Here is a 21,863-nt window from a genome sequence, read left to right as displayed (position 1 = left end):
ATGCGCGGCGCTATCGGCAAAAGGGCCGCGCTGGTAACAAACCTTTGTTGCGGCCCGGGCGTTTGGGGGGACGTCCAAGCCTTGAAACAGGGGAAATTTGCCACGCCATGCGGACCTTGTCGCATCTGATCAGCCTATCCCTCGCCACCATGGTGAGCGCACCGGTGGTGGCGCAGGAGCGTGCCCCGCTGCGCGCCGGTGCCAGCTATCCCCGGCCCAACATCGACACCGCATCGCCGACCATGGTCCGGCCCGAGGTGACGACGCGCACCGTGGGTACCGGGCCGGTGCGCCGCGACCGCTGGGGCAGCCTGGTCGGTGGTCGCTGGTGGGGCGGGGCGAACGCGCCGGGCGGCTGGCCCGCCTATCGCCGACCGGTGCGCGGCACCGTCCTGCCCGGCTATTGGACCAGCCCGCGCTTCGCGATCGACGACTGGGCGGTCTATCGCCTGCCGCAGCCGCCGGCGGGCTATCGCTGGTCGCGCTATTATGACGATGCGGTGCTGATTGATCCGCGCGGCGGGGTCTATGACAGCATGGCCGGCCTCGACTGGGACGGGGCGGGCGCGCCCGATTATGCGGGGGCCGGCTATCCGCCGCCACCGCCGGTCCGGCGTGACCGGGGCCTGGGCGGCGCGGCGATCGGGGCGGTGGCGGGCGGCATCGCCGGCAACGTCATTGTCGGGCGTGACGATCGACTGGGCGGTACGCTGATCGGGGCGGGCGTCGGCGCGGCGGCGGGCTATGCGATCGACCGGGCCGAGGATCGGCGGACGCGGATGGCGCCGGGCTATGACGATTATGGTCAGCCCGATTACGGCTATCGGGACGACTATGCTCCACCGCCGCCGCCGCCCGCGACCGGACGACGCTGGGTCACGCGCGACGGCAGCACCGTCACGACGACGACGACCGTCGGTACGCTTGCGTCAGGCCGGCCAGGCTATTATGAAGGCGGCTATTATTATCCGGCCCCCACGGTGACCACGGTCGTCGTACAGGGTCCGCCGGTGACGACGACCACCACCACGACCGAAGTTGTGCGCACGGCCCCGCGCCGCATACGCACCCGGAGCAAGTTGGTTCGTCGCTGACGCCTTCCCCAGGGGGGAGTTCGACCCGAGGAGACGCCGGGTCGAAATATGGGATGCCGCTCCGACCAACTCCCACGGAGCGGCATCCTTTTACCCTCCGCCCCGATCAGCGTCCGCCGAAGGTAACCAGGCTTTCGGCGCCATCCGCCGCGATTGCCGACACGCCGATGAAGTGATCATCGACCGGCACTTGGGTCAGCACGGTGCCCGGCTCGGTCACGTCGCGTGACTGGGTCCACTCCTGACCATCGTTGCGCCGCCAATGGACGCGGTAGCGGACCGCTCCCGGCACGGCCGCCCATTCGACCTTCGTATCGCGCGACAAGGCACCGCTGATCGTCACCTTGTCGGGCGCGGCGGGTGCGGCGGCCAGCCGGGCGAGCGTGGCGATGTTGATCGCCGTCACCTTCGCCAGATAGGGAAAGTCCATCTTGTCGATCGTGTCGCCGAACGCGACATTGCCTTCCTTGCGCAGGTCCTGATGCTGCGCGTCCCAATCCTCGTTGGCGACCGAGAAGCGGATGGCGGGATAGCCCAGCTTCAGGAACGGCTCGTGATCGCCGCCCCGGCCGAAGCGGTCCGGCCGGCGGTCGAGGAACACGTCCAGCCCGCCGAGCTTGTCGGCGACGCCGTCGATCGCCTTGGCCAGCGCGCGGCTTGGGCCGTCATCCTCGCCGCCGTTTCCGCGCCGCTGCATCTGCTGGGGCAGGTCTTCGGACGCGCGGATGCCCTCCGAAAAGACCCGCACCCAGCGTGCCTCGCGCACGCCGCCCTGGCCGATCGTGTTGCCGACGATGTCGTTGTTGAGCATCGCCGACACCCGCCAGTTCCGGGCCTTGACGGTATCGGCGAGCAGGGTCGCGCCCCACAGGCCCTGCTCCTCACCCGAAAAGACGGCATAGACGATGGTCGCGTCGAACTGCTGCTTGGACAGATGGCGCGCCGCCTCCAGCACCAGCGCCACGCCCGAGGCGTCGTCATTGGCGCCCGGCGCGTCGGAGGTCGCGTCCATCACGTCGGTCACCCGGCTGTCGATATGCGCGCCGACGATGACGACGCGCGACGGATCGCGCCCGCGCTGGATGCCCAGCACGTCCTCGACCATCACGCCGTTCGGTGCGCGCGGGCCGGTGAAGCGACGGTTGATCCGCTCGACGGTGATGCAACCGTTACAGCCTTGCCCGATCGTCTCGAACTGCCGCGCCGCCCAGTCGCGCGCCGCGCCGATGCCGCGCTTGGGATCGGTGGTGGTCGAGGCGGTATGGCGCGTGCCGAACCCGACCAACGCTTCGACATCGGCCTTCAGCCGGGCGGGGGAGGGGGCGGCGGCCGGTGTCGAGGCGGCGGCGAGAAGCAGGGGGAGGATCATGCGGGCGAGACTGGCCGAGCGGGGCGGGGGTGGCAAGTGGTTGATCGGCCCGCGTTATACGTGCGCTTCGGCTTCGCTCGGCGTGAACGGGGTTTGGGGCGGAGCGTCGGGCGTGGCCTTCGACTTCGCTCAGGCTGAACGGAGGTTTGGGCTACCCCCCGAACTCGGCCGGTATTCTCCGAATCCCGTTCAGCCTGAGCGGCTGGCTTGCCAGCCAGCCGCTCAGGATAAACTTCGGCGCCTAGCGCCGAAGTCGAAGGCCACGCGAAAACGCCCTCAACTCAACCGATCGATCGCCTCCGGCGTCAGCGACCCCGGCACGATCATGATCGGCACGGGCAGGGCGCCCGCATCGGTGCCCGAGAAATGGCTGACCAGCGTTCCCGGTGCACCACTGGCAGCAGCCCCCAGCACCAGCGCCGCGATCTCCGGATTGGCGGCGATCAGTTCGCGGATCACCTTCGGCCCGTCCCCCTCGCGCACCGTGATGGCGGGACGCAGCCCCGATTCGTCGAGGATCGCGCCCGCCGCGCTGGCGACCAGCGCCTCGGCCTGCTGGCGCGCCTCGTCCTCGATCGTTGCCTGCACGCCGCCGAACGCGATGAACTCCTGCGGCGGCAGGATCGTCAGGATTTCGACGCCGCCGCCGGTCTTCACCGCACGCCTGGCGGCGAAGCGCAGGGCGATCCTGGATTCCGGACTGTCGTCGATCACGACCAGATAGATACGCATCGCGGCCCCCTAATTGTCTCCAACGGATGCCGTTACATAGTATTTCATGCAAGGCCATGACTTGACCGAGCGCAATTCGGGCGCAAGAGACGGGCCGCTACGGAATTCGTTTTCCCCCGAGAGGACCTCCATGTCGATCGAGATTAAGATGCCCGCGCTGTCGCCGACCATGGAGGAAGGCACGCTGGCCAAATGGCTGGTGAAGGAAGGGGACACGGTGAAGTCCGGCGACATCATGGCCGAGATCGAAACCGACAAGGCCACGATGGAATTCGAGGCGGTGGATGAAGGCGTCATCGCCAAGATCCTCGTCGCCGAGGGCACCGACAATGTGAAGGTCGGCACCGTCATCGCGATCCTGGCCGAAGAGGGCGAGGATGCGTCGTCGGTCCAGGCCCCCACCAAGTCGGAAACCCCGGCCCCGGCCAACCCCATGCCGACCGACCCGACCGATCCCAACAAGACCGGCAGCGAAGCCAAGCCCGCCGAGCGCACGCTGACCCAGGCCGAGGATCACGGCAAGCCCGTCGATTCGGGCAAGCAGGGCGAATCGAGCGCCGGCAATGGCCGCGCGATCGCCAGCCCGCTGGCGCGTCGCATCGCCTCGCAAAAGGGCCTCGACCTGTCGGCGCTGACCGGCTCGGGTCCGAACGGCCGTATCGTGAAGGCCGACGTCGAGAATGCGCAGCCGGGTCAGGCCAAGGCCGCCGCTCCCGCTGCTAGCGCTTCGTCGTCGGAAGCCGCTGCCGCCCCGGCCGCCGCGCCCAAGCCCGCGCAGGTGCCGGACATCCCGCACGAAGCGTCGAAGCTGTCCAACATGCGCAAGACGATCGCGCGCCGCCTGACCGAGTCGAAGCAGCAGGTTCCGCACATCTATCTGACGGTGGACGTGCGCCTCGACGCGCTGCTGAAGCTGCGTGGCGAGCTGAACGCCGGTCTCGAATCGCGCGGTGTGAAGCTGTCGGTCAACGACATGCTCATCAAGGCGCTGGGTGTCGCGCTGATGGCGGTGCCCAAGTGCAACGTCATGTTCACGCCGGACCAGCTGATCAGCTTCAAGCGTGCCGACATCTCGGTCGCGGTGTCGACCCCGGCTGGCCTGATCACCCCGATCGTGTCGGAGGCGGATACGCGCTCGCTGTCGTCCATCTCGACCACGATGAAGGACCTGGCCACCCGCGCCCGCGACAACAAGCTGCAGCCGCATGAATTCCAGGGTGGTACGGCCTCGATCTCGAACATGGGCATGTTCGGCATCAAGCAGTTCGAGGCGGTCATCAACCCGCCGCAGGGCATGATCCTGGCGATCGGCGCGGGCGAGAAGCGCCCCTATATCGTCGACGACCAGCTGGGCGTGGCGACCGTCATGTCGGCGACCGGCAGCTTCGACCACCGTGCGATCGACGGGGCCGACGGCGCCGAGCTGATGAAGGTGTTCAAGGAGCTGGTCGAGCGTCCGCTGGCGATGCTGGCCTGATAGACCGGGGGCGGGAGCCATGCGGGTTCGGATCGAGCTGTTCTACATCGTCCTCGGGCTGGTGGCGGCGGTGATCATGACCCGCGCCGCCGCCTGGGCCTATCCCCTGGCCCGCGCCGAAATCTGGTGGTGCGGGGCGGCGGCGATGGTCGCGACGGTGGTGATGGGCATCGGCCCGCTCCACCGTGCGCGCATCGCCGACCGCATGGCCCGCCGGCATTCCGAACAATGAGCACGCTGCCCGATCTCGTCCCCGTCATCCGCGTCACCGCGATGCCCGGCGACGCCAATCCGTATGGCGACATCTTCGGCGGTTGGCTGATGGGCCAGATGGACCTCGCGGCCGGCTCGGTGGCGTCGCGCCATTCGGGCGGCCGTGCGGTTACGATCGCGGTCGAGGGGATGAAGTTCCACGCCCCCGTCCTCGTCGGCGACGAAGTCTCGGTCTATGCCCAGCTCGTCCGCGTCGGCACCACATCGATGACGATCGAGGTCGAGGCCTGGCGCCGCGCCCGCCATGTCGAGGATGCGACCAAGGTAACGCAGGCGCGCTTCGTGTTCGTCGCGACCGACCGGGACCGCAAGCCGCGTACCGTTCCGCCGATGGCGGGGTAAGGTCCATGGACGATGCGGAGGCAGTGGATGGTCCCAGTGTCTTCGCGGCTTGTGGAAGGGCGTGGATATGTGGCTCGTTCACGGCGCTCCCCATGACGTTCGGAATGGTTGCGATCTATGAATCGGTGCCATGGGGGTGGCCGAGCCTCTGGGAAGTTTTTGGGTTTGTGATGCTGGCAATCATATCGTCATGTGCGGCGGCGATTGTCAGCGGCCCTTTCATGCTGATCGTGGGGTTCCCGCTGGCCTTCGTCGCGTCGCGGTACCTTGGACGATCCCTGATTGGGAATAGTATTTTTGGTGGCATGGTTGGAGCTTTGGCGGGGGCAATCGTCCCGCTCAGTTTCTTCATGCCGCCCGGTTTCACTACGGCGGCGTATGCAGTGCCCTACGGCGCCTTCACTGGGTTTTTCGTGACAAGGATGCGTTATGGCTGACACTTACGACCTTATCGTCCTCGGCTCCGGCCCCGGCGGCTATGTCGCGGCGATCCGCGCGAGCCAGCTCGGCCTGAAGGTCGCGATCGTCGAGCGCGAGCGGCTGGGCGGCATCTGCCTCAACTGGGGCTGTATCCCGACCAAGGCGCTGCTGCGCTCGGCCGAGGTCTATCATTACATGACCCATGCCGCCCAGTACGGCCTGTCGGTCGAGAAGCCCTCGTTCAGCCTCGACAAGGTGGTCGATCGCAGCCGCAAGGTCGCGGGCCAGCTGAATGCGGGCGTTAAGGGCCTGATGAAGAAGAACAAGGTCGCCGTCCATGAGGGCGTCGGCACGATCACTGGAAAGGGCAAGCTGTCGGTCGTCCAAGGCGACAAGACCACCGAGCTGACCGCCAAGCATATCATCGTCGCCACCGGCGCGCGCGCCCGCGACCTGCCCTTCGCCAAGGCGGATGGCGAGCGCATCTGGACCTATCGCCATGCGATGGTGCCGCCCGCCATGCCGACCAAGCTGCTGGTCATCGGATCGGGCGCGATCGGCGTCGAGTTCGCCAGCTTCTACAACGACATGGGCGCGGAAGTGACCATCGTCGAGATGCTCGACCGGATCATGCCCGTCGAGGACGCCGAAGTCAGCGAGTTCATGACCAAGCAGCTGACCAAGTTCGGCATGACGATCAAGACCAAGACCGGTCTGGAAAAGCTGGAAGCCACCGCGTCCGGTGTGAAGGCCGCGATGAAGGGCCCGGACGGCAAGGTCGAGACGGCCGAGTTCAGCCACGCCATCGTCGCCATCGGCATCGTCCCCAACACCGAGAATATCGGTCTGGAGAAGCTGGGCATCGAAACCGATCGCGGTCACATCAAGACCGATGGCTATGGTCGCACCAATGTCGACGGCATCTGGGCGATCGGCGACGTGACCGGCGCGCCGTGGCTGGCACACAAGGCGAGCCATGAGGGCGTGATCGCCGCCGAGGCCATCGCGCAGGCTTTGGGCAACAAGGATGTCCACCCACACGCGATGGACAAGGGCAACATCCCGGGCTGCACCTATTCGCGTCCGCAGGTCGCGTCGGTGGGTCTCACCGAGGCGAAGGCAAAGGAAGCCGGCTATCAGGTGAAGGTCGGCAAGTTCCCCTTCATCGGCAACGGCAAGGCGATCGCGCTGGGCGAGGCCGAGGGCTTCGTAAAGACCGTGTTCGACGCCAAGACCGGCGAGCTGCTCGGCGCACACATGGTCGGCGCGGAAGTGACCGAGATGATCCAGGGCTATGTCGTCGCCCGCCAGCTGGAGACGACCGAGGCCGAGCTGATGGAAACGGTGTTCGCGCATCCGACCATCTCGGAATCGATGCACGAGTCGGTGCTCGCCGCTTACGGGCGCGCGCTGCACATCTGATTTTTGCGGCATCGGTTATGAGAAGGGGGCTCGCTGCGGCGGGCCCCTTTTTCGTTGGGGGATTCCCTTGGCCTTCGACTTCGCTCAGGCTGAACGGGTTAGGAAGTGATGCCATTCCCTCACTCCGTTCAGCCTGAGCGAAGTCGAAGGCCACGCAAGACGCCTTCCTCAAGTAGCGTCATCGAATCGAAGACAGCCCCGGATCAATCCCGGTCCCCACCGCCCGATCGCATCCATTCAGCCGCATTCCGCTTGCGAAACGAGGGGATTTAGCCGCATCGGAGCTATCGACCCAGTTGATCGGCGCGCCATGACCCAAGCCCATTCCCATCGCCTGCGCATCGTGATCGCGACCCTGATCCTGTTTGGGCTGAGCGTCCTCGTTTTCGCGCCGGGCTATGCGCAATATGACAGCGTCACCCAATATGATCAGGTGCTGAGCGGGCGTTACGACGACTGGCATCCGCCGATCATGGCGCGGTTTTGGTCCTTGTTCGGACGGCACGGGGCGGGGCCGATGCTGGTGCTTCAGCTGGCGGGGTGGTGGCTCGGGCTGGGCGGCATCGCGGCGGGGATCGTCGATCGGCGACCGCGCGCGGCGCTGGCGGTGTTGGCGATCGGGCTGGTGCCGCCCTGGCTGGGCTGGCAGGTCTCGGTACTGAAGGATGCGCAGATGACGGCTGCGACGCTGGCGGCGGTCGGGCTGGTCGGCTGGTGGCGGCTGCGCGGACGGGCGGTGCCGGGCTGGGCCTGGCTGCCGGTCGGGCTCCTGCTGGTCTATGCCGCGCTGGTCCGCGCCAATGCCATCTTCGCGATCGCGCCGCTGGTCGCGTTCCTGCTCGCCGAGCGCTGGGGGCGGCGGATCGCGCTCACCATCGCGCTGACGCTGGCGACGCTCGCCTTGGCGCCGGTCGTCAACCACCGGTTGCTCGGCGCGCAGGCGAGCGGGGTGGCGCGCGCCCAGGCGCTCTACGATCTGGCGGGGATCGCGGTGCGCGTGCCGTACGACCCGCGTCTGGGCTTCACGCCGGCGGAGGTGGACGGGCTGTGGGCCAAGGCCTGTGTCCGGCCGTTCTTCTGGGACCCGCTGGGGGAGCCGGACCGGTGCGGCACGCTGCTCGCCCGGTTCCAGGCGATGGCGCCGGGGCCGCTTTATGCGCGGCTCGCCCCCGCCATTGTGCATCATCCCATCGCTTACGCCGCTCAGCGTCTGTCGCACCTCAACTCGACCTGGCGATGGGCGGTGCCGGCGCGCTGGATCAACGCCGACCCGCCACAGTCGACCGAACCCAACGCGATCGGCCTGGGGGAGCCGGGGCGGGTGGCGCTGGCGTGGCAGACGATGGCGGGGGCCTGGGTCGACCTGCCGATCATGTGGCCCATCGTCTGGTTGGTGCTCGCCGCCGGGGGGCTGGCGGTCACGCGTGGGGCGGGGCTGGCGGGGGCGCTGTTCGCCTCGACGTTGGGGCAGGAGGCGAGCTTCCTCGTCATCAGCGTGGCGTCCGATTTCCGCTATCATCTCTGGGCGATTATCGCCTGCGCGCTGGGGCTGGTACTGGCGCGGCCATGGCGGGGGGATCGGCGGATCGTCATGGCGACGGCGGTGGTGCTTGGCCTGATCCTGGTCGTCGGCATCGCGACGCGCGCGACGCTGCCCGTGCCGCCGCAAAGCTATCAGGGGATGCTGGGCTGAACCCGAAATCGGCCGGACGGCGTTGATCGCCCCGAAAGGAACCGCTGATGGCCGACGACCACGAGCAGATTTACGCCGATTTCAAGGAGGCCGTGAACATGGCCCCCGCCGAGCTGGAGAAGTTCCTCGACACCGACGAATCGAAAGAGGTCGGCCAGAAGAAGAGCGGCTCCGACGAGAGCGTCGGGCATGATTCAGGCCGCAAGATCGTCGCGATCAAGCACAAGAAAAAGGCCGATCTGACCGACGATGACTATGCGCATATGAAGAAGGTCGTCGGCTATGTGCACCGCCATCTGAAGCAGGGCGGGCCGGACAAGGATGTCGAGCATTCGCCGTGGCGCTACTCGCTGATGAATTGGGGGCATGATCCGTTGAAGGATTGAGGCGGGCCTCATCCGGCATTCCCCACGCTCCGTTCAGCCTGAGCGAAGTCGAAGGCCACGGGCGAAGGGTTACCCCAATATAAATACCACCCCGACGAAGGCCGTGACCCAGTAACCCCCTAGCCCGTGGCGCGCTCGATCGTTCACCCCAACTGGACCGCGGCTTTCGCCGGGGTGGCGGATTGGAGAGTGTGGCCCTTGGCCTTCGGCTTCGCTCAGGCTGAACGGAGGGTGGGAAACAGAAAAGGGCCCGGCCTTTCGACCGAGCCCCTTTCCAAACCGTCAGGCCGAAATCAGGCCGCGACGTCGTACGGCTTGATCTCGCCCGCCAGATACAGGTTGCGGGCCTTGGCGCGGCTCAGCTTGCCCGAGCTGGTGCGGGGCAGGGTGCGCGGCGGGATCAGTTCGATCACGCAGTTCATGCCGGTCACCGCACGTACGCGCTCGCGGATCTCGTCGCGCAGGCGCAGGCGCTCCTCATCGTCCGAGCTGCGGCACTGGACCAGCACGGCGGGGGTTTCCTCGCCGCCCGGCGTGGTGATGGCGAAGGCGGCGATGTCGCCCGCCTTGAAGCCCGGCAGCTGCTCGACCGCCCATTCGATGTCCTGCGGCCAGTGGTTGCGGCCGTTGACGATGATCATGTCCTTGGCCCGGCCGACGATGTAGATATAGCCCTTGGACATATAGCCCATGTCGCCGGTGTCGAGCCAGCCATCGACCAGACAGGCATCGGTCGCGGCCTGGTCGCGGAAGTATCCGACCATGACCGACGGGCCCTTGCACCAGACCTTGCCGATCGCGCCGTCGGGCAGGGGAGTGCCGTCCTCCTCGCGGATTTCGATCACCATGTCGCGCGCGGGCTTGCCGCAATTGACGATGGCGCGGAAACGCTGCGGGCGATCGGTGCCCTGCGCGCCGCCCGACAACTGGGTTTCCTCGACCAGTTCGACGCGGATGCCCTCGCCCGGCGGCATGATCGACACGGCCAGCGTCGCCTCGGCGAGACCATAGGAGGGCAGGAAGGCGGTGGCGGGGAAGCCTGCATCGGCAAAGGCATCGACGAAGCTCTGCATCACGTCCGGGCGGATCATGTCCGCGCCATTGCCCGCGATCCGCCAGCGCGACAGGTCGAAGCGGTCCGACGCCTTGGTCTGCGACGAGATGCGGCGCGCGCAGATGTCATAGCCGAAGGTCGGCGAATAGCTGACCGAGGTGCCCGGATTGCGGCTGATCATGTCGAGCCAAGCGAGCGGACGGCGCGCGAAATCCTCGGTCTTGAGATAATCGGTCGAGACCTGGTTGGCGATCGGCGACAGGAAGCAGCCGACCAGACCCATGTCATGATACCAGGGCAGCCAGGAGATGCAGCGGTCGCTCTCCTGAATCTTCATGCCATGGCTGTGCGCGGCCAGGTTGTTCAGGAGCGCATGATGGGTGATCGCCACGCCATGCGGAAAGCGGGTCGAGCCGCTGGAATATTGCAGATAGGCGATCGCGTCCGACTTCGCCTCGGGCAGCGTCGCTTCGGGGGCTTCGCGCTTGGCGAAGCTGTCCCAGTCGATCCCCTCGACGCCCGCGGCCTCGGCGGCGGCGCCCGCCATCTGGGCCAGTTCGGGAGGGAAGATCAGCATCTTGGGATCGCAGCTGGCGAGCTGGACGCGAAGCTGTTCGATGTAGGAGTCGCGCCCGCCGAACGAGGTCGGCAGCGGCAGCGGCACCGGCCAGGCGCCGGCATAGACGACGCCGAAGAACAAAGCGGCGAATTCCGGCCCCGTCTCGGCGACCAGCGCGATGCGCTCCTCGGGCTGTACGCCGCTGGCGATCAGGCGGCGGGCGCAGGCCAGCGCGTCCTCGCGCAGTTCGCGGAAGGGATAGGGGCGGGTCAGGGTGCCGCGCGCGTCATGGAAGTTCAGCCCGCGCGAGCCGGCGGCAGCATAGTCCAGCGCCTCGCCCAACGTCGCGAAGTCGGCGAAGCGGCGCGGCAGCGCATCTTCGGTCGGCGTCGCGATGATGGCGCGCGCGTCGTCCTGATGGTGCTCGATCGTCATGGCCTTGCCTTCGTTCCTTATGCTTTTGCGCCTCGTACCACCGACCGGCGGGGACGAGCGATTCCGTATTCGCCGACAATAGCGGCTTCCCGCGTTCTAAATCCGTGGTCACTGTGGCACAAACAAGGCGTGTCCGCCGAACGTCGCCCGCCCAAGCCCCTTGATCCCGCCCTGATGGAGCGGCTGGCGCTGCGCTATGTCGAACGGTTCGCGACCACCGAGGGCAAGCTGATCGACTATCTGCGCCGCAAGCTGCGCGAACGCGGCTGGGCGGGCGAGGGCGCACCCGACCCGCAAGGGCTGGCGGCGAAGATGGTGGAACTGCGCTATATCGACGACCGCGCCTATGCCGAGGCGAAGGTCGCCGCGCTGGCCCGGCGGGGGCTGGGCGCGCGCCGGGTGCGTCAGGCGCTGCACGCGGCGCGGATCGGGGAAGAGGATAGCGAGGCGGTCGCGCCCCAGGTCGCCGAGGCGGCGCGCGATGCCGCGCTGGCCTTTGCCCGGCGGCGGCGAATCGGGCCGTTCGGGGATGGCGAGACCGACCGCGTCGTGCGGGAAAAGCAGTTCGCGGCGATGATGCGGGCGGGCCACGACATGGCTCTGGCGCGCCGCATCGTGTCGGCGGCCCCGGGCGAAATGCTGGACGACGACGAGGGCTGACGGAAAAACAAACGAATTTTTGGTATCGGTCCCAGATCGGACCAGGAAAAATGCGCCGCCTTACGTTGCGACTGCGAGCAATGATGCTAGCAATAGCCTTCAAGGGTGCATGAGATGCTGGAAGATACGCCGAATGAAGGAGGCGGCTTCGAAGGCGAGACGGCGGACAACGCCGTAAGGCTGGCGGGGGTCGTCAAATGGTTCGATGTGACGCGGGGCTTCGGCTTCGCGGTCGCGGACGACCTGACCTATGGGGATGTGCTGCTGCACTTCACCACGCTGCAGGCGCATGGCCGGCGCAGCCTGCCCGAGGGCGCGCGGGTGGAGATGATCGCGGTCGAACGCGGGCGCGGCTATCAGGCGCGCGAAGTCGTCTCGATCGACCTGACCCATGCCGTGCCCGAACAGCCCAAGCGCCCACGCTCGCCCGATCGTATCGATCCCACCGCGCTGGTCGACCAGGCGGGCGAGGCCGAGGGTGTCGCGGTCAAATGGTTCAACCGGCTGAAGGGCTATGGCTTCCTGCTGCGCGACAGCGACGGGGCGGACATCTTCGTGCACATGGAAACGCTGCGGCGCGGCGGCATCGTCGAGGTCGAACCCGGCCAGCCGCTGGCGGCGCGGATCGTCGACGGGCCGAAGGGGCCGCTGGCGGTGGCGGTGACGGCGCGGGGGGCGGCATGATTCGCCCCGGCGCATGCGCGGCGCTGGCCATCGCGATCGCGCTGGCGGGATGCTCCGGCGCCGCCACGCAGGAGGCCGGGAGCACCGAGGCGCGCAAGGCCGCGACCATTCCGGTGACGATCCGCACCGCGCAAGGCGCGCATGTCTTCCAGGTGGAGCGGGCCAGGACCACGGGCGAGCAGGCGCAGGGGCTGATGTACCGCACCGACCTGACGCCCGATGGCGGCATGTTGTTCGCGCCCTATCCGCCCGATGGCACCGCACCGCGCGAGGCGTCCTTCTGGATGAAGAACACGCCGACCGCGCTCGACATCCTCTTCATCCGCGCCGATGGCACGATCGCGCGCATCGCGGAGAACACCGTGCCGTTCAGCGAGGCGCCGGTCCCCTCGGGCGAGCCGGTCGCGGCCGTGCTGGAGCTGGTCGGCGGACGTTCGGCCGAGCTCGGCATTTCGGAAGGGGACACCGTCTCCTGGCCGCGCGACGCGGAACGCGGTTGAAGGCTGGCGAGAGCCGGGCTACACGGCGCGTCATGGGCATCAACCTCAATCCCTTCACCTGGTGGAACGGCGCCACCATTGGCACCTGGTTCGGTCTGCGCGGCAAGGCGCAGGTGGGCGAGGACGCGCACGGCAACGTCTATTACGAGGGCGGCAGCGACACCGCCGGGCGTCCGCGCCGCTGGGTCATCTACAAGGGCTCGAACGATGCCAGCCGCGTGCCGGCGGAATGGTTCAGCTGGCTGCATCATCAGGTCGAGGACGTGCCCGACCGTTCGCTGCCGCCGCGTCGCGCCTGGCAGAAGCCGGCCATCCCCAACATGACGGGCACCGCGCTCGCCTATCGTCCGTCGGGCGCGCTGGAAAAGGGTGGCCAGCGTGCCGCCGCGACCGGCGATTATGAAGCCTGGACGCCCGAGGGGTGAACAAGACCCGCTGGCTGGCCGGCGCGGTGCTGGCCGCCGCGCTCGGGGCCGGTGGCTGGTTCGGCTATCAGGCGCTGACCGATGATCGCGCGGCGCGTGGCGACGAATCGGCCGTCAGCCAGATCCTGCCCGATCGCCCCGGCGGCGCGTCGGGCATCGAATCGGTTGATGCGGGCCAGGCCGGCCTGCCGACCGGCGGCACGCCGATGGCGGAGCGGGTCGCGGTGGTCGGCCTGCTCAACAAGCGGAACGGCGTATCGCGCGAGCTGACGCTCAAGCCCGGCCAGGCGGTGCGTGTCGGCGACGCGATCGTCCGCCTGCGCGCCTGCGAAAAGACAGCGTCCTGGGAAACCGAGCAACTGACCGGAGCCTTCGTCCAGCTGGACGTGCATGGCGCGGATCAGAAGTGGCGGCGTGTCTTTTCGGGCTGGGTGTTCAAGGAACGGCCGGCGCTGAACGTCGTCCAGCATCCGGTCTATGACGTCTGGGCCAAGAACTGCACGATGTCCTGGCCCGAAACCGGTCCCGACACGGTGCCGGCCGCAGCGCCGGGGCCTGCACCCAGGCGGTCGAGCGCGCCGAAATCGCCGGGGGCCGAGGCACCGGCGGCGGACGCACCGGGGCCGACCACGCCCGCCAACGCATCGGACAATAGCGCGACATAATCGTCGCGCCCGATCTCGACCGCGCCCATGGTGGCGAGGTGCGGCGTCTGGAACTGGCAGTCGAGCAGATTATAGCCGCCCGCGCGCAGCCGTGCGACCAGCCAGACCAGCGCGACCTTGGACGCATCGGTCCGCCGGCTGACCATCGATTCGCCGAAAAAGGCGCGGCCCAGGCTCAGGCCGTAGAGTCCGCCGACCAGCTCGTCGCCGTCCCAGCATTCGATCGAATGGGCAAAGCCCATGTCGAACAGGTCGATGAACACCCGCTCGATGGCGTAGTTGATCCAGGTCTCTGGCCGGTCGGCGACGCTTTCGGCGCATAGCCGGATGATCGATTCGAACGCGGTGTCGGCGGTCACTCGGAACCGGTCGGCAGCGACCGTCTTGCGCAGCGAGCGTGACAGATGAAACCCGCCGAGCGGCAGGACGGCGCGCTTGCGCGGCTCCACCCAATAGACGTGATCGGTATCGCGCGTATCGGCCATCGGGAACACACCGACCGCATAGGCCCCCAGGACGAGGTGCGGGGTCAGGCGTTCGATGGCCCCGGTGCTCATCTGCTGGTCAGCCGCCGTTCGACGGTGCGCCACAACTCGCTATAGGCCTGCGCCGCCGCGCTGCGGGGGGCGAAGGCGCCGACGGGGGCGCGGTGCTCGCCCATCGCCTCGACCACGCTCGCCATCGGGATGACGGGCCAGTCGGGCTGGGCGGCGACGGCCTCGGCATGGAGCTTGCGGCGGCGGTCGACCATGACATGGACGGGCAATAGCGGCACCCGGCCACGGACATGCGTATCGACCACCTCCAGCGCGCGGGTGGCGAGCGCGGAGGGGACGACCGGCACCACGATCAGATCGGCGGCGCGCAGCACCTGTTCGGTCGTCTCGGTCAGGCCGGGCGGGCAGTCGAGGACGATGCGGTCATAATCGTCCAGCCCGTCGATCAGCTTGTCGAGCCGCTTCTTCTTGTCGAGCGCGTGGAACAGGAAATCCAGGCCGCGCAGCGAATCATCGGCCCCGATCAGCGACAGGCGGGAGATGTCGGTTTCGCGCACCAGCCGGTCGACGGCGATGTCGCGGGAGAAGATGGCCTGTGCCTGATCCCCGCGCGCCGGGCCGCCGAGCAGCCAGGTCGAGGCGGCCTGGGGGTCGAGGTCCCATAGCAAAGTCCGGCGCGCACAAAGACTTGCGGCACACCAGGCGAGATTGACCGCCATGCTGGTCTTTCCCACGCCCCCCTTCAGACTGTAAATCGCGATCGCGGCCACGCGGTTCTTCGACCTCCCGGCTGTACCTCACAAGAAAAAGGCCAGCGGAGGTATCTCCGCCGGCCGGTTTTCGATCAAGTCCCTATCGTCCGATATTCGAACGCGAAGGCTTTCATGGCCTCAGACGTGGCAGGTCTGCGCGGCCTTCTTCGGGGTGGTCAGGGTGATGTTCTTCTCGTCACCCGTCATCTTCCAGCCGCCCTCGGCGGTCAGCGGCTCGCCGGCGGCCGGCGCGGTCAGCTTCACCGGGGTGTCGCCCTGCTTCAGGCGGACATTGGCCTGCTTGTCACCCTGGAAGAAGGTGACGAAGGCCAGGCTCTGGTCCTTGCAGCGGAAGGTCTTGTCGGCCTTGATCGCGGGCGGCAGTTCCACCGGCGCGCGATTGGCGAGGATGTTGGCCATGGGGTCGGGATTGGTGTCGACGACCTCGGGCTGGCTGGGCTGCGAATTGCACGCTGCCAGGGCGAACAGCGGTGCGGCGACGATGAGGGGGAGGAGGCTCTTCATAGCGGGGCGGTGCTTCGCAAATGCAGCAACCATGCGTCAAGTCGATAGATGCCGTAGCGTTCACCGGAATGGTGCAAGCGGACGTCGCGATCCGGTCGATGATGGGGCTTTGGGGTGGGCAAGCAAGGCTTTGCTTGCCGTGGCCCGGGGCAGGGGCCATCTAGCGATCATGGATGCGACCCCCGATACCCTGGCCCTGATCGGCAACACCCCGCTCGTCCGGTTGAAAGGGCCGAGCGAGGCCACCGGATGCGATATTTTCGGCAAGTGCGAATTCGCCAATCCGGGGGCGAGCGTGAAGGACCGCGCCGCGCTGTTCATCGTCGAGGATGCCGAGGCGCGCGGGGCGCTGCGCCCCGGCGGCACGATCGTCGAGGGCACGGCGGGCAATACCGGCATCGGGCTGGCGCTGGTCGCCAACGCCAAGGGCTATCGTACGATCATCGTGATGCCCGAGACGCAGAGCCGCGAGAAGATGGACACGCTGCGCGCGTTGGGGGCCGAGCTGGTCCTGGTGCCGGCCGCGCCCTATTCCAGCCCCTGTCACTTCGTCCACACCTCGCGCCGGATCGCCGAGGAGACGGAGAATGCGATCTGGGCCAACCAGTTCGACAATATCGCCAATCGCCGTGCGCATATCGTCGGCACCGCCGAGGAGATCTGGAACCAGATGCACGGGCGGGTCGATGGCTTCACCTGCGCGGCGGGGACCGGCGGCACCTTTGCCGGGGTCGGCATGGGGCTGAAGGCGCATGACGAGAATGTCGTCATCGCGCTCAGCGACCCGCATGGCGCGGCGCTCTACAATTATTATGCCTGTGGCGAGTTGAAGTCCGAAGGGTCGTCGGTGGCCGAGGGCATCGGTCAGGGGCGGATCACCGCCAATCTCGACGGCGCGCCGGTCGATGCGCAGTTCCGCATCTCCGACGCCGATGGCTGGTACTGGGTGCAGCGGCTGTTGAGCGAGGAGGGGCTGTGCCTGGGCCTGTCCTCGGGCATCAACGTCGCGGGTGCGGTGGCGCTGGCGCGTTCGCTGGGGCCGAATAAGCGGATCGCAACCATTTTGTGCGATACGGGGTTTCGCTACCTCTCCACGCTCCATGACCCGGCGTGGCGGGCCGAGAAGGGACTGTAAGCGCCGGAACCGTTTGCGTCCGGCGGTCGACAGAAGCGCAGGCGCACGATAGTGATACAGAATTCCATGAAGTCACACGACCACCATCATATCATGCAGCGTGTCAAAGTCGGCATGATCGGCCTGGCCGCCGTGATATTGCTGATCGCGCTCGCCAGCACGATCCTCGGCTCGCTGAACCGCGACGAACCGCCGGCGGCGGTCGCGGGGGCGGCCCAAACCAACATGGTCGCCGATATGGCCGCGACCAACACCACCGCGCCGACCAACGAGCCGCTGGCCGAACTCGGCGTCGCGCCCGCCCCGGTCAACAGCCAGGCACCGGCGGAGTCGGCGCAACCCTGATCCTCCCTCTCTATTCCGCCCCTGCAAGGGGAGGGGCATGCGCAGCATGGTGGAGGGGCGTAACTGGCGGCGAACGAAGCTCTGACCTCACCATCGGCGACACCCATCCGTCAGGCTTTCGGCCTGCCATCACTCCTTCCAGGTCAGGAGTAAGGCGAGCGCCGATTCAGCCCAGGTCCGTCCATTCCGGACCGAATCGGGAACATGCCGATTCCGGACCCGGAGATGCCGGCTCGATCGTAAAATTTCGGGCCCGCGTGTCGCGCCGAACGACCGCCGCAAATCGCCTGGGAAAATCGGGGAAAGGGCACCATAAGCCCGGATTTCCGGGCTTTGTGGTTAATGGGCTTGGGCGCGTTTCCCGTCATGCGCCCGGCGGTTCATCGCATAAGTCCCATATTCGGGGTGATTTCCCCGCTTATCCCCAAAAATCCCGTTGCCTCCCGCTGTTGCTATAGGTAAATCTTATTCCAACAGAGGGGCAGGCTCACTGTTGTCGTAAGATGGTCGGATCGCGGCGAGGGTCGTGGTTCGGGGCAGTGAGGCCGTGCGCGCCATGTGCGAGGTTGGCGTGTCCGAACGGGGTTTGTATCAGGGAAGTGGCATTGGCCTTGTCGACGACAAGGGTCGTGTTGCCATCCCTAACGCCCTTCGCTCCACCCTGGCTCAGAACGCGCCGCGCCCCGATGGAAAAGACGGCGGAACGATCATCATCGCCGTTCACGAAACCGAGCGCTGTCTGATCGCTTATGACCCGGGTTATGTCGCGGTGCTGAAAAAGGAATTGGACGCACGGACCGAGATGTCGCGTGGTCCCGATGGCCGGATCGATTACAATATCAAGCGCGATCTGGCGAATGGCGAAGCCGTGCCCTTCGACGGTTCGGGCCGTTTCATCATGCCGGGCTTTCCCCGCTTCCATGCCGGCATCACCGCGCACGCCTTTTTCTGGGGCACGTTCGACTATATCGAAATCTGGGACCCCAAGACGCTGGTCGAGACGCCGGGCCTGCCGGCCAAGATGATCTCCGCCGCGCGCTTCCACTGCCACGAAAAGGGGATCGCGCTGTGAGCCCCACCGTCAACGACGCCCCGCACATCCCCGTCCTGCTCGACGAAGTGCTCGATGCGCTCGCCATCACGCCCGGCGAGACGCATGTCGACGGCACGTTCGGGGCAGGCGGCTATACCCGTGCGATGCTGGGCCGGGGGGCGAAGGTCATCGCCTTCGATCGCGATCCCGATGCCATCGCCAATGGCCAGGCGCTGGTCCAGGCCGAGCCGGGGCTGACTCTGGTCCACCGCGAGTTCTCCGGGCTGGACCAGGCGCTGCCGGCACCGGTCGACGGTGTCGTGCTCGACATTGGCGTGTCGTCGATGCAGCTCGACCAGGCGGAGCGCGGCTTTTCCTTCCAGGGCGATGGGCCGCTCGACATGCGCATGGCGCAGGCGGGCGAGTCGGCGGCCGACTTCCTCAACACTGCCGACGAAGCCGCGATCGCCGATGTCCTCTATCATTATGGCGAGGAGCCGCGTTCGCGCCGCGTGGCACAGGCGATCGTCACGGCCCGCCCGCTGACCCGCACCGGCGAGCTGGCCGCCGTGGTCCGCCGTGCGCTCGGTTATCGCCCGCATGACAAGAAGGACCCGGCGACGCGGACCTTCCAGGCGATCCGCATCCATGTGAACCGCGAGCTGGACGAACTGGCCGAGGGGCTGGCGGCGGCCGAGCGCGCGTTGAAGCCGGGTGGCCGATTGGCGATTGTGACCTTCCACAGTCTGGAAGACCGGATGGTGAAGCGCTTCCTCCGGGAGCGGGCCGGTCAGTTGCCGGGCGGCTCGCGCCATCTGCCGCAGCAGGCGGCGGCGCGGGCACCGACGTTTACCGCGGTCGGCAAGGCCGTGCGGGCAGGCGCCGCCGAGCTGGCGCGCAACCCGCGCGCGCGTTCGGCCACGCTGCGTTTCGCGACGCGAACGGAATCCCCCGCCTGGTCGGCGGGGCAAGGGTGGGCGCCGGGGGGCGAGTTGACTCAGGAGTTGGGCGTATGACGGCGGCGTATCGGTTGAAGGGGATAGGGTGGTTCGGGAGCTGCGTGGCGGTCGTCCTGGGCTTCTACCTGGTCTCGCTCCAGGTCGCGGCGGAGCGCAAGAAGCTCGACGACGTCAACACGCGCATCCGCACCGCCGAGCGCGACATCCGCGCGCTGGAGACCGAGTTCGACACGCGCGCGAACCTGGCGCAGCTCGAGAAGTGGAACGGCGACACGCTGGCCCTGACCGCGCCGATCGCGGGCCAGTTCGTCGGGGACGAGACGCAGCTCGCCTCGCTCGACGTGACGCGCGGGCCGGCCGGCGGCGCGATCCAGACCGCCGCCCTTCTCGTCCCCTCGCAGCCGCAGCCGGTCGAGCCGCTGCCCGTTCCCGCCGCCCAGCCCAACATCCAGACGATCGCGCCCGCCCCCGTCGTCAAGCTGGCCAAGGTCGACCTGCCCAAGCCGCAGGTGGTCAAGGCCGTGTCCGAGCGGATCGTGACCGCCAAGGTCGGCAAGCCCGCGCCGATCGCGCAGGTGCGCACCGCCGCCGCCGTCGCCAAGGTGCGGCCGCAGGCGGTGGCGATGCTCGACCGTCAGCTGCTGTCCGACACGACGCTGGGTGACATCCTGAAGGGGGCCAAGTCCGAATCGCGGCGGCAGCGTTGAGCGTTCTCGTCGCGCGTCCCTCCACCAGCCAACGTACCGCCGGCCAGCGCCATGCGCTGGTCGCGACGACGCATATGCGGCTGATGATGCTGATGATGCTGTTCGGCGCGGCCGTGCTGGTCGTGATCGGGCGGCTGACCCTGCTCGCCATCTTCGCCGGGCCCGCCGATGGGGCGCAGCGCACCGCGACGCTAGCCGCGCGGGGTGATATCGTCGACCGCAACGGATCGCCGCTGGCCCGCACGATCGACAGCTGGACGATCGCGGTCCACCCCAAGAAGCTGATCGGCGATCCGATGGAGATCGCCGCGCGCCTCGCCGCGCTGATGCCCGATCGCGGCGACCAGGCCTGGTTCTATAACCAGATCACCCGCAAGGCCAATTTCGTCTATCTGCAACGCCGCGCCAGCCCGACGCTGGTCGAGCAGGTCAACGCGATCGGCGAGCCGGGCATCGTCTTCGACCGCGAGACGCAGCGCCTCTATCCGCAATCGACGCTGGCCGCGCATGCGCTGGGCTTTTTGTCGACCGATGGCCACGGCATGAGCGGCATGGAGCGCGTGCTCGACGAGCGGCTGCTGAACCCCGCCCGCGCGGGCCAGCCCGTCGCGCTGTCCATCGACACCCGCGTCCAGGCGGCGATGGAGAGCGAGCTGGGCCGCGCCATGAACACCTTCCGCGCGCGCGCCGGTGGCGGCATCGTGCTCGACGTCCATACCGGTGAGGTCGTGGCGATGGTATCGATGCCGACCTTCAATCCCAACCGGGTCGGCATGGCGGGCACCGAGGAACTGCGCAACATCACGACGCAGAGCGTGTTCGAGCTGGGTTCGACCTTCAAGCCGATCACCATGGCGACCGCGATCGAGAATGGCGTCGTCACCTCCATGCAGCGCCGCTTCGACGCGACCCATCCGCTCAAGGTCGGCGGCTATACCATCCATGACGAGGCGGGCGACCCCAAGCGCTGGCTGAACATGGCCGAGACGCTGATCTATTCGTCCAACATCGCCACCGCGCGCGTCGCCGACGAGATCGGGCCGCAGCGGATGCAGGCGATGTTCAAGAAGCTGGGCTTCGACACCAAGCCCGATATCGAGCTGCGCGAAAAGGGCCGGCCGCTGCTGCCGACCTATTGGGCGCGGACGACGACGATGACGACCGCCTATGGCCATGGCATCGCGGTGACGCCGCTGCATCTCGCCTCGGCCTATGCGACGCTGGTCAATGGCGGCATCTGGCGCCCGGCCACGCTGATGAAGGTCGCGCCCGGTCACGCGCCGCAGGGCCGCCGCGTGATCAGCGAGGCGACCAGCTTCAAGATGCGCCAGATGTTGCGTCTGATCGTGATGCGCGGCACGGGTCGCAAGGGCGATGCGCCGGGCTACCGCGTCGGCGGCAAGACGGGCACGGCCGAGGCGGCGGTGGCGGGCGGCTATGACCGGTCGCGCAACGTCGCCACCTTCGCCGCGGCTTTCCCGATGGATGCGCCGCGTTATGTCGTCGTGGCGATGCTCGACTCGCCACAGGGTACGAAGGAGACGTTCGGGTGGAAGACCGCAGCCTGGAACGCCGCGCCCGTCGTCGGCCGCACCATCACGCGGGTCGGCGCGATGCTGGGCGTGGTGCCGGATGCGAACAAGGACATCGACGTGTCCGACATTCTACCCACCCTGTGGCAGGACCCGACCCGGCCGCCGATCGATGGCCGATAAGGGCG

The 21,863-nt window shown here is 67.6% G+C and carries 24 protein-coding genes and 1 pseudogene; 19 read left to right on the top strand and 6 right to left on the bottom strand.

Features of this window, described 5'->3' with window-relative positions:
- Positions 1-107 precede the first annotated feature (107 nt).
- Positions 108-1,094 (top strand): RcnB family protein, encoded by a 987-nt coding sequence (locus ACQHGV_RS10620; protein ID WP_440978164.1) that lies wholly within the window; start codon positions 108-110, stop codon positions 1,092-1,094.
- A gap of 106 nt (positions 1,095-1,200) precedes the next feature.
- On the opposite strand, the gene ACQHGV_RS10615 is transcribed toward ACQHGV_RS10620, so the two are convergent.
- Together ACQHGV_RS10615 and ACQHGV_RS10610 are read right to left on the bottom strand one after the other, a co-directional pair.
- Positions 1,201-2,463, bottom strand: a complete 1,263-nt coding sequence (locus ACQHGV_RS10615; protein ID WP_440978163.1) for a M20/M25/M40 family metallo-hydrolase — start codon at positions 2,461-2,463, stop codon at positions 1,201-1,203.
- Positions 2,464-2,739: 276 nt separating this feature from the next.
- Entirely contained in the window at positions 2,740-3,195 is a 456-nt protein-coding gene (locus tag ACQHGV_RS10610) for a universal stress protein (RefSeq protein WP_440978162.1), read from the bottom strand.
- Positions 3,196-3,325: 130 nt separating this feature from the next.
- On the opposite strand from ACQHGV_RS10610, the gene ACQHGV_RS10605 reads away from it, so the two are divergent.
- The 7 genes from ACQHGV_RS10605 (at position 3,326) to ACQHGV_RS10575 (ending at position 9,208) form a co-directional block, all read left to right on the top strand.
- Positions 3,326-4,672, top strand: coding sequence for a pyruvate dehydrogenase complex dihydrolipoamide acetyltransferase (locus tag ACQHGV_RS10605; RefSeq protein ID WP_440978161.1), 1,347 nt, complete (start codon positions 3,326-3,328; stop codon positions 4,670-4,672).
- 19 nt (positions 4,673-4,691) lie between these two features.
- The gene (locus ACQHGV_RS10600) at positions 4,692-4,904 is read left to right on the top strand and encodes a hypothetical protein (RefSeq protein WP_183951746.1); all 213 of its coding nucleotides are present in this window, start codon (positions 4,692-4,694) and stop codon (positions 4,902-4,904) included.
- Positions 4,901-5,287, top strand: coding sequence for an acyl-CoA thioesterase (locus tag ACQHGV_RS10595; RefSeq protein WP_183951745.1), 387 nt, complete (start codon positions 4,901-4,903; stop codon positions 5,285-5,287). The genes ACQHGV_RS10600 and ACQHGV_RS10595 overlap by 4 nt, the downstream gene beginning before the upstream one ends.
- A gap of 104 nt (positions 5,288-5,391) precedes the next feature.
- The gene (locus ACQHGV_RS10590; RefSeq protein WP_206362551.1) at positions 5,392-5,724 is read left to right on the top strand and encodes a hypothetical protein; all 333 of its coding nucleotides are present in this window, start codon (positions 5,392-5,394) and stop codon (positions 5,722-5,724) included.
- Positions 5,717-7,129 (top strand): dihydrolipoyl dehydrogenase, encoded by a 1,413-nt coding sequence (gene lpdA, locus ACQHGV_RS10585; protein ID WP_440978160.1) that lies wholly within the window; start codon positions 5,717-5,719, stop codon positions 7,127-7,129. The genes ACQHGV_RS10590 and lpdA overlap by 8 nt, the downstream gene beginning before the upstream one ends.
- 310 nt (positions 7,130-7,439) lie before the next feature.
- A complete protein-coding gene (locus ACQHGV_RS10580) occupies positions 7,440-8,822 on the top strand; it encodes a hypothetical protein (protein WP_440978159.1) in 1,383 nt (460 codons plus the stop codon).
- A 47-nt stretch (positions 8,823-8,869) separates the two neighbouring features.
- Positions 8,870-9,208, top strand: a complete 339-nt coding sequence (locus ACQHGV_RS10575; protein ID WP_409787250.1) for a DUF3140 domain-containing protein — start codon at positions 8,870-8,872, stop codon at positions 9,206-9,208.
- Between the two features lie 293 nt (positions 9,209-9,501).
- Here ACQHGV_RS10575 and ACQHGV_RS10570 read toward each other — a convergent pair whose 3' ends face one another.
- A complete protein-coding gene (locus ACQHGV_RS10570; protein ID WP_183951740.1) occupies positions 9,502-11,256 on the bottom strand; it encodes a fatty acyl-AMP ligase in 1,755 nt (584 codons plus the stop codon).
- A gap of 174 nt (positions 11,257-11,430) precedes the next feature.
- Here ACQHGV_RS10570 and ACQHGV_RS10565 point away from each other — a divergent pair, with 174 nt between their 5' ends.
- The 5 genes and pseudogenes from ACQHGV_RS10565 to ACQHGV_RS10545 form a co-directional block, all read left to right on the top strand.
- Positions 11,431-11,916 (top strand): regulatory protein RecX, encoded by a 486-nt coding sequence (locus tag ACQHGV_RS10565; RefSeq protein WP_440980190.1) that lies wholly within the window; start codon positions 11,431-11,433, stop codon positions 11,914-11,916.
- Positions 11,917-12,030: 114 nt separating this feature from the next.
- Complete coding sequence (locus ACQHGV_RS10560) at positions 12,031-12,600, top strand: cold-shock protein (RefSeq protein ID WP_183951739.1); 570 nt, start codon at positions 12,031-12,033, stop codon at positions 12,598-12,600.
- The gene (locus ACQHGV_RS10555) at positions 12,597-13,100 is read left to right on the top strand and encodes a DUF192 domain-containing protein (RefSeq protein WP_440978158.1); all 504 of its coding nucleotides are present in this window, start codon (positions 12,597-12,599) and stop codon (positions 13,098-13,100) included. Before ACQHGV_RS10560 ends, ACQHGV_RS10555 begins: the two co-directional genes overlap by 4 nt.
- A 32-nt stretch (positions 13,101-13,132) precedes the next feature.
- On the top strand, positions 13,133-13,525 hold the full coding sequence (locus ACQHGV_RS10550; RefSeq protein ID WP_183951738.1) for an NADH:ubiquinone oxidoreductase subunit NDUFA12: 393 nt from the start codon (positions 13,133-13,135) through the stop codon (positions 13,523-13,525).
- Between the two features lie 206 nt (positions 13,526-13,731).
- Positions 13,732-13,965: pseudogene (locus ACQHGV_RS10545) on the top strand (DUF2155 domain-containing protein); the annotation flags it as partial.
- A 35-nt stretch (positions 13,966-14,000) separates the two neighbouring features.
- Here the strand turns inward: ACQHGV_RS10545 and aat are convergent.
- The 3 genes from aat to ACQHGV_RS10530 all read right to left on the bottom strand — a co-directional run bounded on the left by aat (position 14,001) and on the right by ACQHGV_RS10530 (position 15,964).
- On the bottom strand, positions 14,001-14,747 hold the full coding sequence (aat, locus tag ACQHGV_RS10540) for a leucyl/phenylalanyl-tRNA--protein transferase (protein WP_440978157.1): 747 nt from the start codon (positions 14,745-14,747) through the stop codon (positions 14,001-14,003).
- Positions 14,744-15,457 carry a ParA family protein gene (locus tag ACQHGV_RS10535; RefSeq protein ID WP_440978156.1) on the bottom strand — a complete coding sequence of 238 codons (714 nt, stop codon included), beginning with the start codon at positions 15,455-15,457 and terminating at the stop codon, positions 14,744-14,746. Before ACQHGV_RS10535 ends, aat begins: the two co-directional genes overlap by 4 nt.
- A 120-nt stretch (positions 15,458-15,577) precedes the next feature.
- On the bottom strand, positions 15,578-15,964 hold the full coding sequence (locus tag ACQHGV_RS10530) for a hypothetical protein (RefSeq protein ID WP_440978155.1): 387 nt from the start codon (positions 15,962-15,964) through the stop codon (positions 15,578-15,580).
- A gap of 169 nt (positions 15,965-16,133) precedes the next feature.
- Between ACQHGV_RS10530 and ACQHGV_RS10525 the strand changes: the two genes are divergently transcribed.
- The 6 genes from ACQHGV_RS10525 (at position 16,134) to ACQHGV_RS10500 (ending at position 21,858) form a co-directional block, all read left to right on the top strand.
- Complete coding sequence (locus tag ACQHGV_RS10525) at positions 16,134-17,099, top strand: cysteine synthase A (protein WP_183951734.1); 966 nt, start codon at positions 16,134-16,136, stop codon at positions 17,097-17,099.
- A gap of 93 nt (positions 17,100-17,192) precedes the next feature.
- Positions 17,193-17,444: a hypothetical protein gene (locus ACQHGV_RS10520; protein ID WP_183951733.1), complete on the top strand. Its 252-nt coding sequence runs from the start codon at positions 17,193-17,195 to the stop codon at positions 17,442-17,444.
- A gap of 571 nt (positions 17,445-18,015) precedes the next feature.
- Positions 18,016-18,516 carry a division/cell wall cluster transcriptional repressor MraZ gene (locus ACQHGV_RS10515; RefSeq protein ID WP_440978154.1) on the top strand — a complete coding sequence of 167 codons (501 nt, stop codon included), beginning with the start codon at positions 18,016-18,018 and terminating at the stop codon, positions 18,514-18,516.
- On the top strand, positions 18,513-19,493 hold the full coding sequence (gene rsmH, locus ACQHGV_RS10510) for a 16S rRNA (cytosine(1402)-N(4))-methyltransferase RsmH (RefSeq protein WP_440978153.1): 981 nt from the start codon (positions 18,513-18,515) through the stop codon (positions 19,491-19,493). The genes ACQHGV_RS10515 and rsmH overlap by 4 nt, the downstream gene beginning before the upstream one ends.
- A gap of 44 nt (positions 19,494-19,537) precedes the next feature.
- On the top strand, positions 19,538-20,143 hold the full coding sequence (locus tag ACQHGV_RS10505) for a hypothetical protein (protein ID WP_440978152.1): 606 nt from the start codon (positions 19,538-19,540) through the stop codon (positions 20,141-20,143).
- Positions 20,140-21,858 (top strand): peptidoglycan D,D-transpeptidase FtsI family protein, encoded by a 1,719-nt coding sequence (locus ACQHGV_RS10500; protein WP_440978151.1) that lies wholly within the window; start codon positions 20,140-20,142, stop codon positions 21,856-21,858. The genes ACQHGV_RS10505 and ACQHGV_RS10500 overlap by 4 nt, the downstream gene beginning before the upstream one ends.
- The last annotated feature ends 5 nt before the right edge of the window (positions 21,859-21,863 follow it).

Origin of the sequence: Sphingomonas pseudosanguinis, from assembly GCF_052056765.1 — a bacterium.
Lineage (GTDB): Bacteria > Pseudomonadota > Alphaproteobacteria > Sphingomonadales > Sphingomonadaceae > Sphingomonas > Sphingomonas pseudosanguinis.
Note: the sequence above shows the minus strand (reverse complement) of the source record. Positions and strands in the feature narration are given on the sequence as shown.

Bases quoted from the DNA above. Each gene is read 5' to 3' on its own strand.
- ACQHGV_RS10530 (WP_440978155.1), bottom strand. From the start codon at position 15,964: ATGAAGAGCCTCCTCCCCCTCATCGTCGCCGCACCGCTGTTCGCCCTG.
- ACQHGV_RS10520 (WP_183951733.1), top strand. From the start codon at position 17,193: ATGCAGCGTGTCAAAGTCGGCATGATCGGCCTGGCCGCCGTGATATTG.
- ACQHGV_RS10615 (WP_440978163.1), bottom strand. From the start codon at position 2,463: ATGATCCTCCCCCTGCTTCTCGCCGCCGCCTCGACACCGGCCGCCGCC.
- ACQHGV_RS10610 (WP_440978162.1), bottom strand. From the start codon at position 3,195: ATGCGTATCTATCTGGTCGTGATCGACGACAGTCCGGAATCCAGGATC.
- ACQHGV_RS10570 (WP_183951740.1), bottom strand. From the start codon at position 11,256: ATGACGATCGAGCACCATCAGGACGACGCGCGCGCCATCATCGCGACG.
- lpdA (WP_440978160.1), top strand. From the start codon at position 5,717: ATGGCTGACACTTACGACCTTATCGTCCTCGGCTCCGGCCCCGGCGGC.
- ACQHGV_RS10555 (WP_440978158.1), top strand. From the start codon at position 12,597: ATGATTCGCCCCGGCGCATGCGCGGCGCTGGCCATCGCGATCGCGCTG.
- ACQHGV_RS10595 (WP_183951745.1), top strand. From the start codon at position 4,901: ATGAGCACGCTGCCCGATCTCGTCCCCGTCATCCGCGTCACCGCGATG.
- aat (WP_440978157.1), bottom strand. From the start codon at position 14,747: ATGAGCACCGGGGCCATCGAACGCCTGACCCCGCACCTCGTCCTGGGG.
- ACQHGV_RS10560 (WP_183951739.1), top strand. From the start codon at position 12,031: ATGCTGGAAGATACGCCGAATGAAGGAGGCGGCTTCGAAGGCGAGACG.
- ACQHGV_RS10590 (WP_206362551.1), top strand. From the start codon at position 5,392: ATGGTTGCGATCTATGAATCGGTGCCATGGGGGTGGCCGAGCCTCTGG.
- ACQHGV_RS10580 (WP_440978159.1), top strand. From the start codon at position 7,440: ATGACCCAAGCCCATTCCCATCGCCTGCGCATCGTGATCGCGACCCTG.
- ACQHGV_RS10550 (WP_183951738.1), top strand. From the start codon at position 13,133: ATGGGCATCAACCTCAATCCCTTCACCTGGTGGAACGGCGCCACCATT.
- ACQHGV_RS10605 (WP_440978161.1), top strand. From the start codon at position 3,326: ATGTCGATCGAGATTAAGATGCCCGCGCTGTCGCCGACCATGGAGGAA.
- ACQHGV_RS10600 (WP_183951746.1), top strand. From the start codon at position 4,692: ATGCGGGTTCGGATCGAGCTGTTCTACATCGTCCTCGGGCTGGTGGCG.
- ACQHGV_RS10525 (WP_183951734.1), top strand. From the start codon at position 16,134: ATGGATGCGACCCCCGATACCCTGGCCCTGATCGGCAACACCCCGCTC.
- ACQHGV_RS10620 (WP_440978164.1), top strand. From the start codon at position 108: ATGCGGACCTTGTCGCATCTGATCAGCCTATCCCTCGCCACCATGGTG.
- ACQHGV_RS10575 (WP_409787250.1), top strand. From the start codon at position 8,870: ATGGCCGACGACCACGAGCAGATTTACGCCGATTTCAAGGAGGCCGTG.
- ACQHGV_RS10565 (WP_440980190.1), top strand. From the start codon at position 11,431: ATGGAGCGGCTGGCGCTGCGCTATGTCGAACGGTTCGCGACCACCGAG.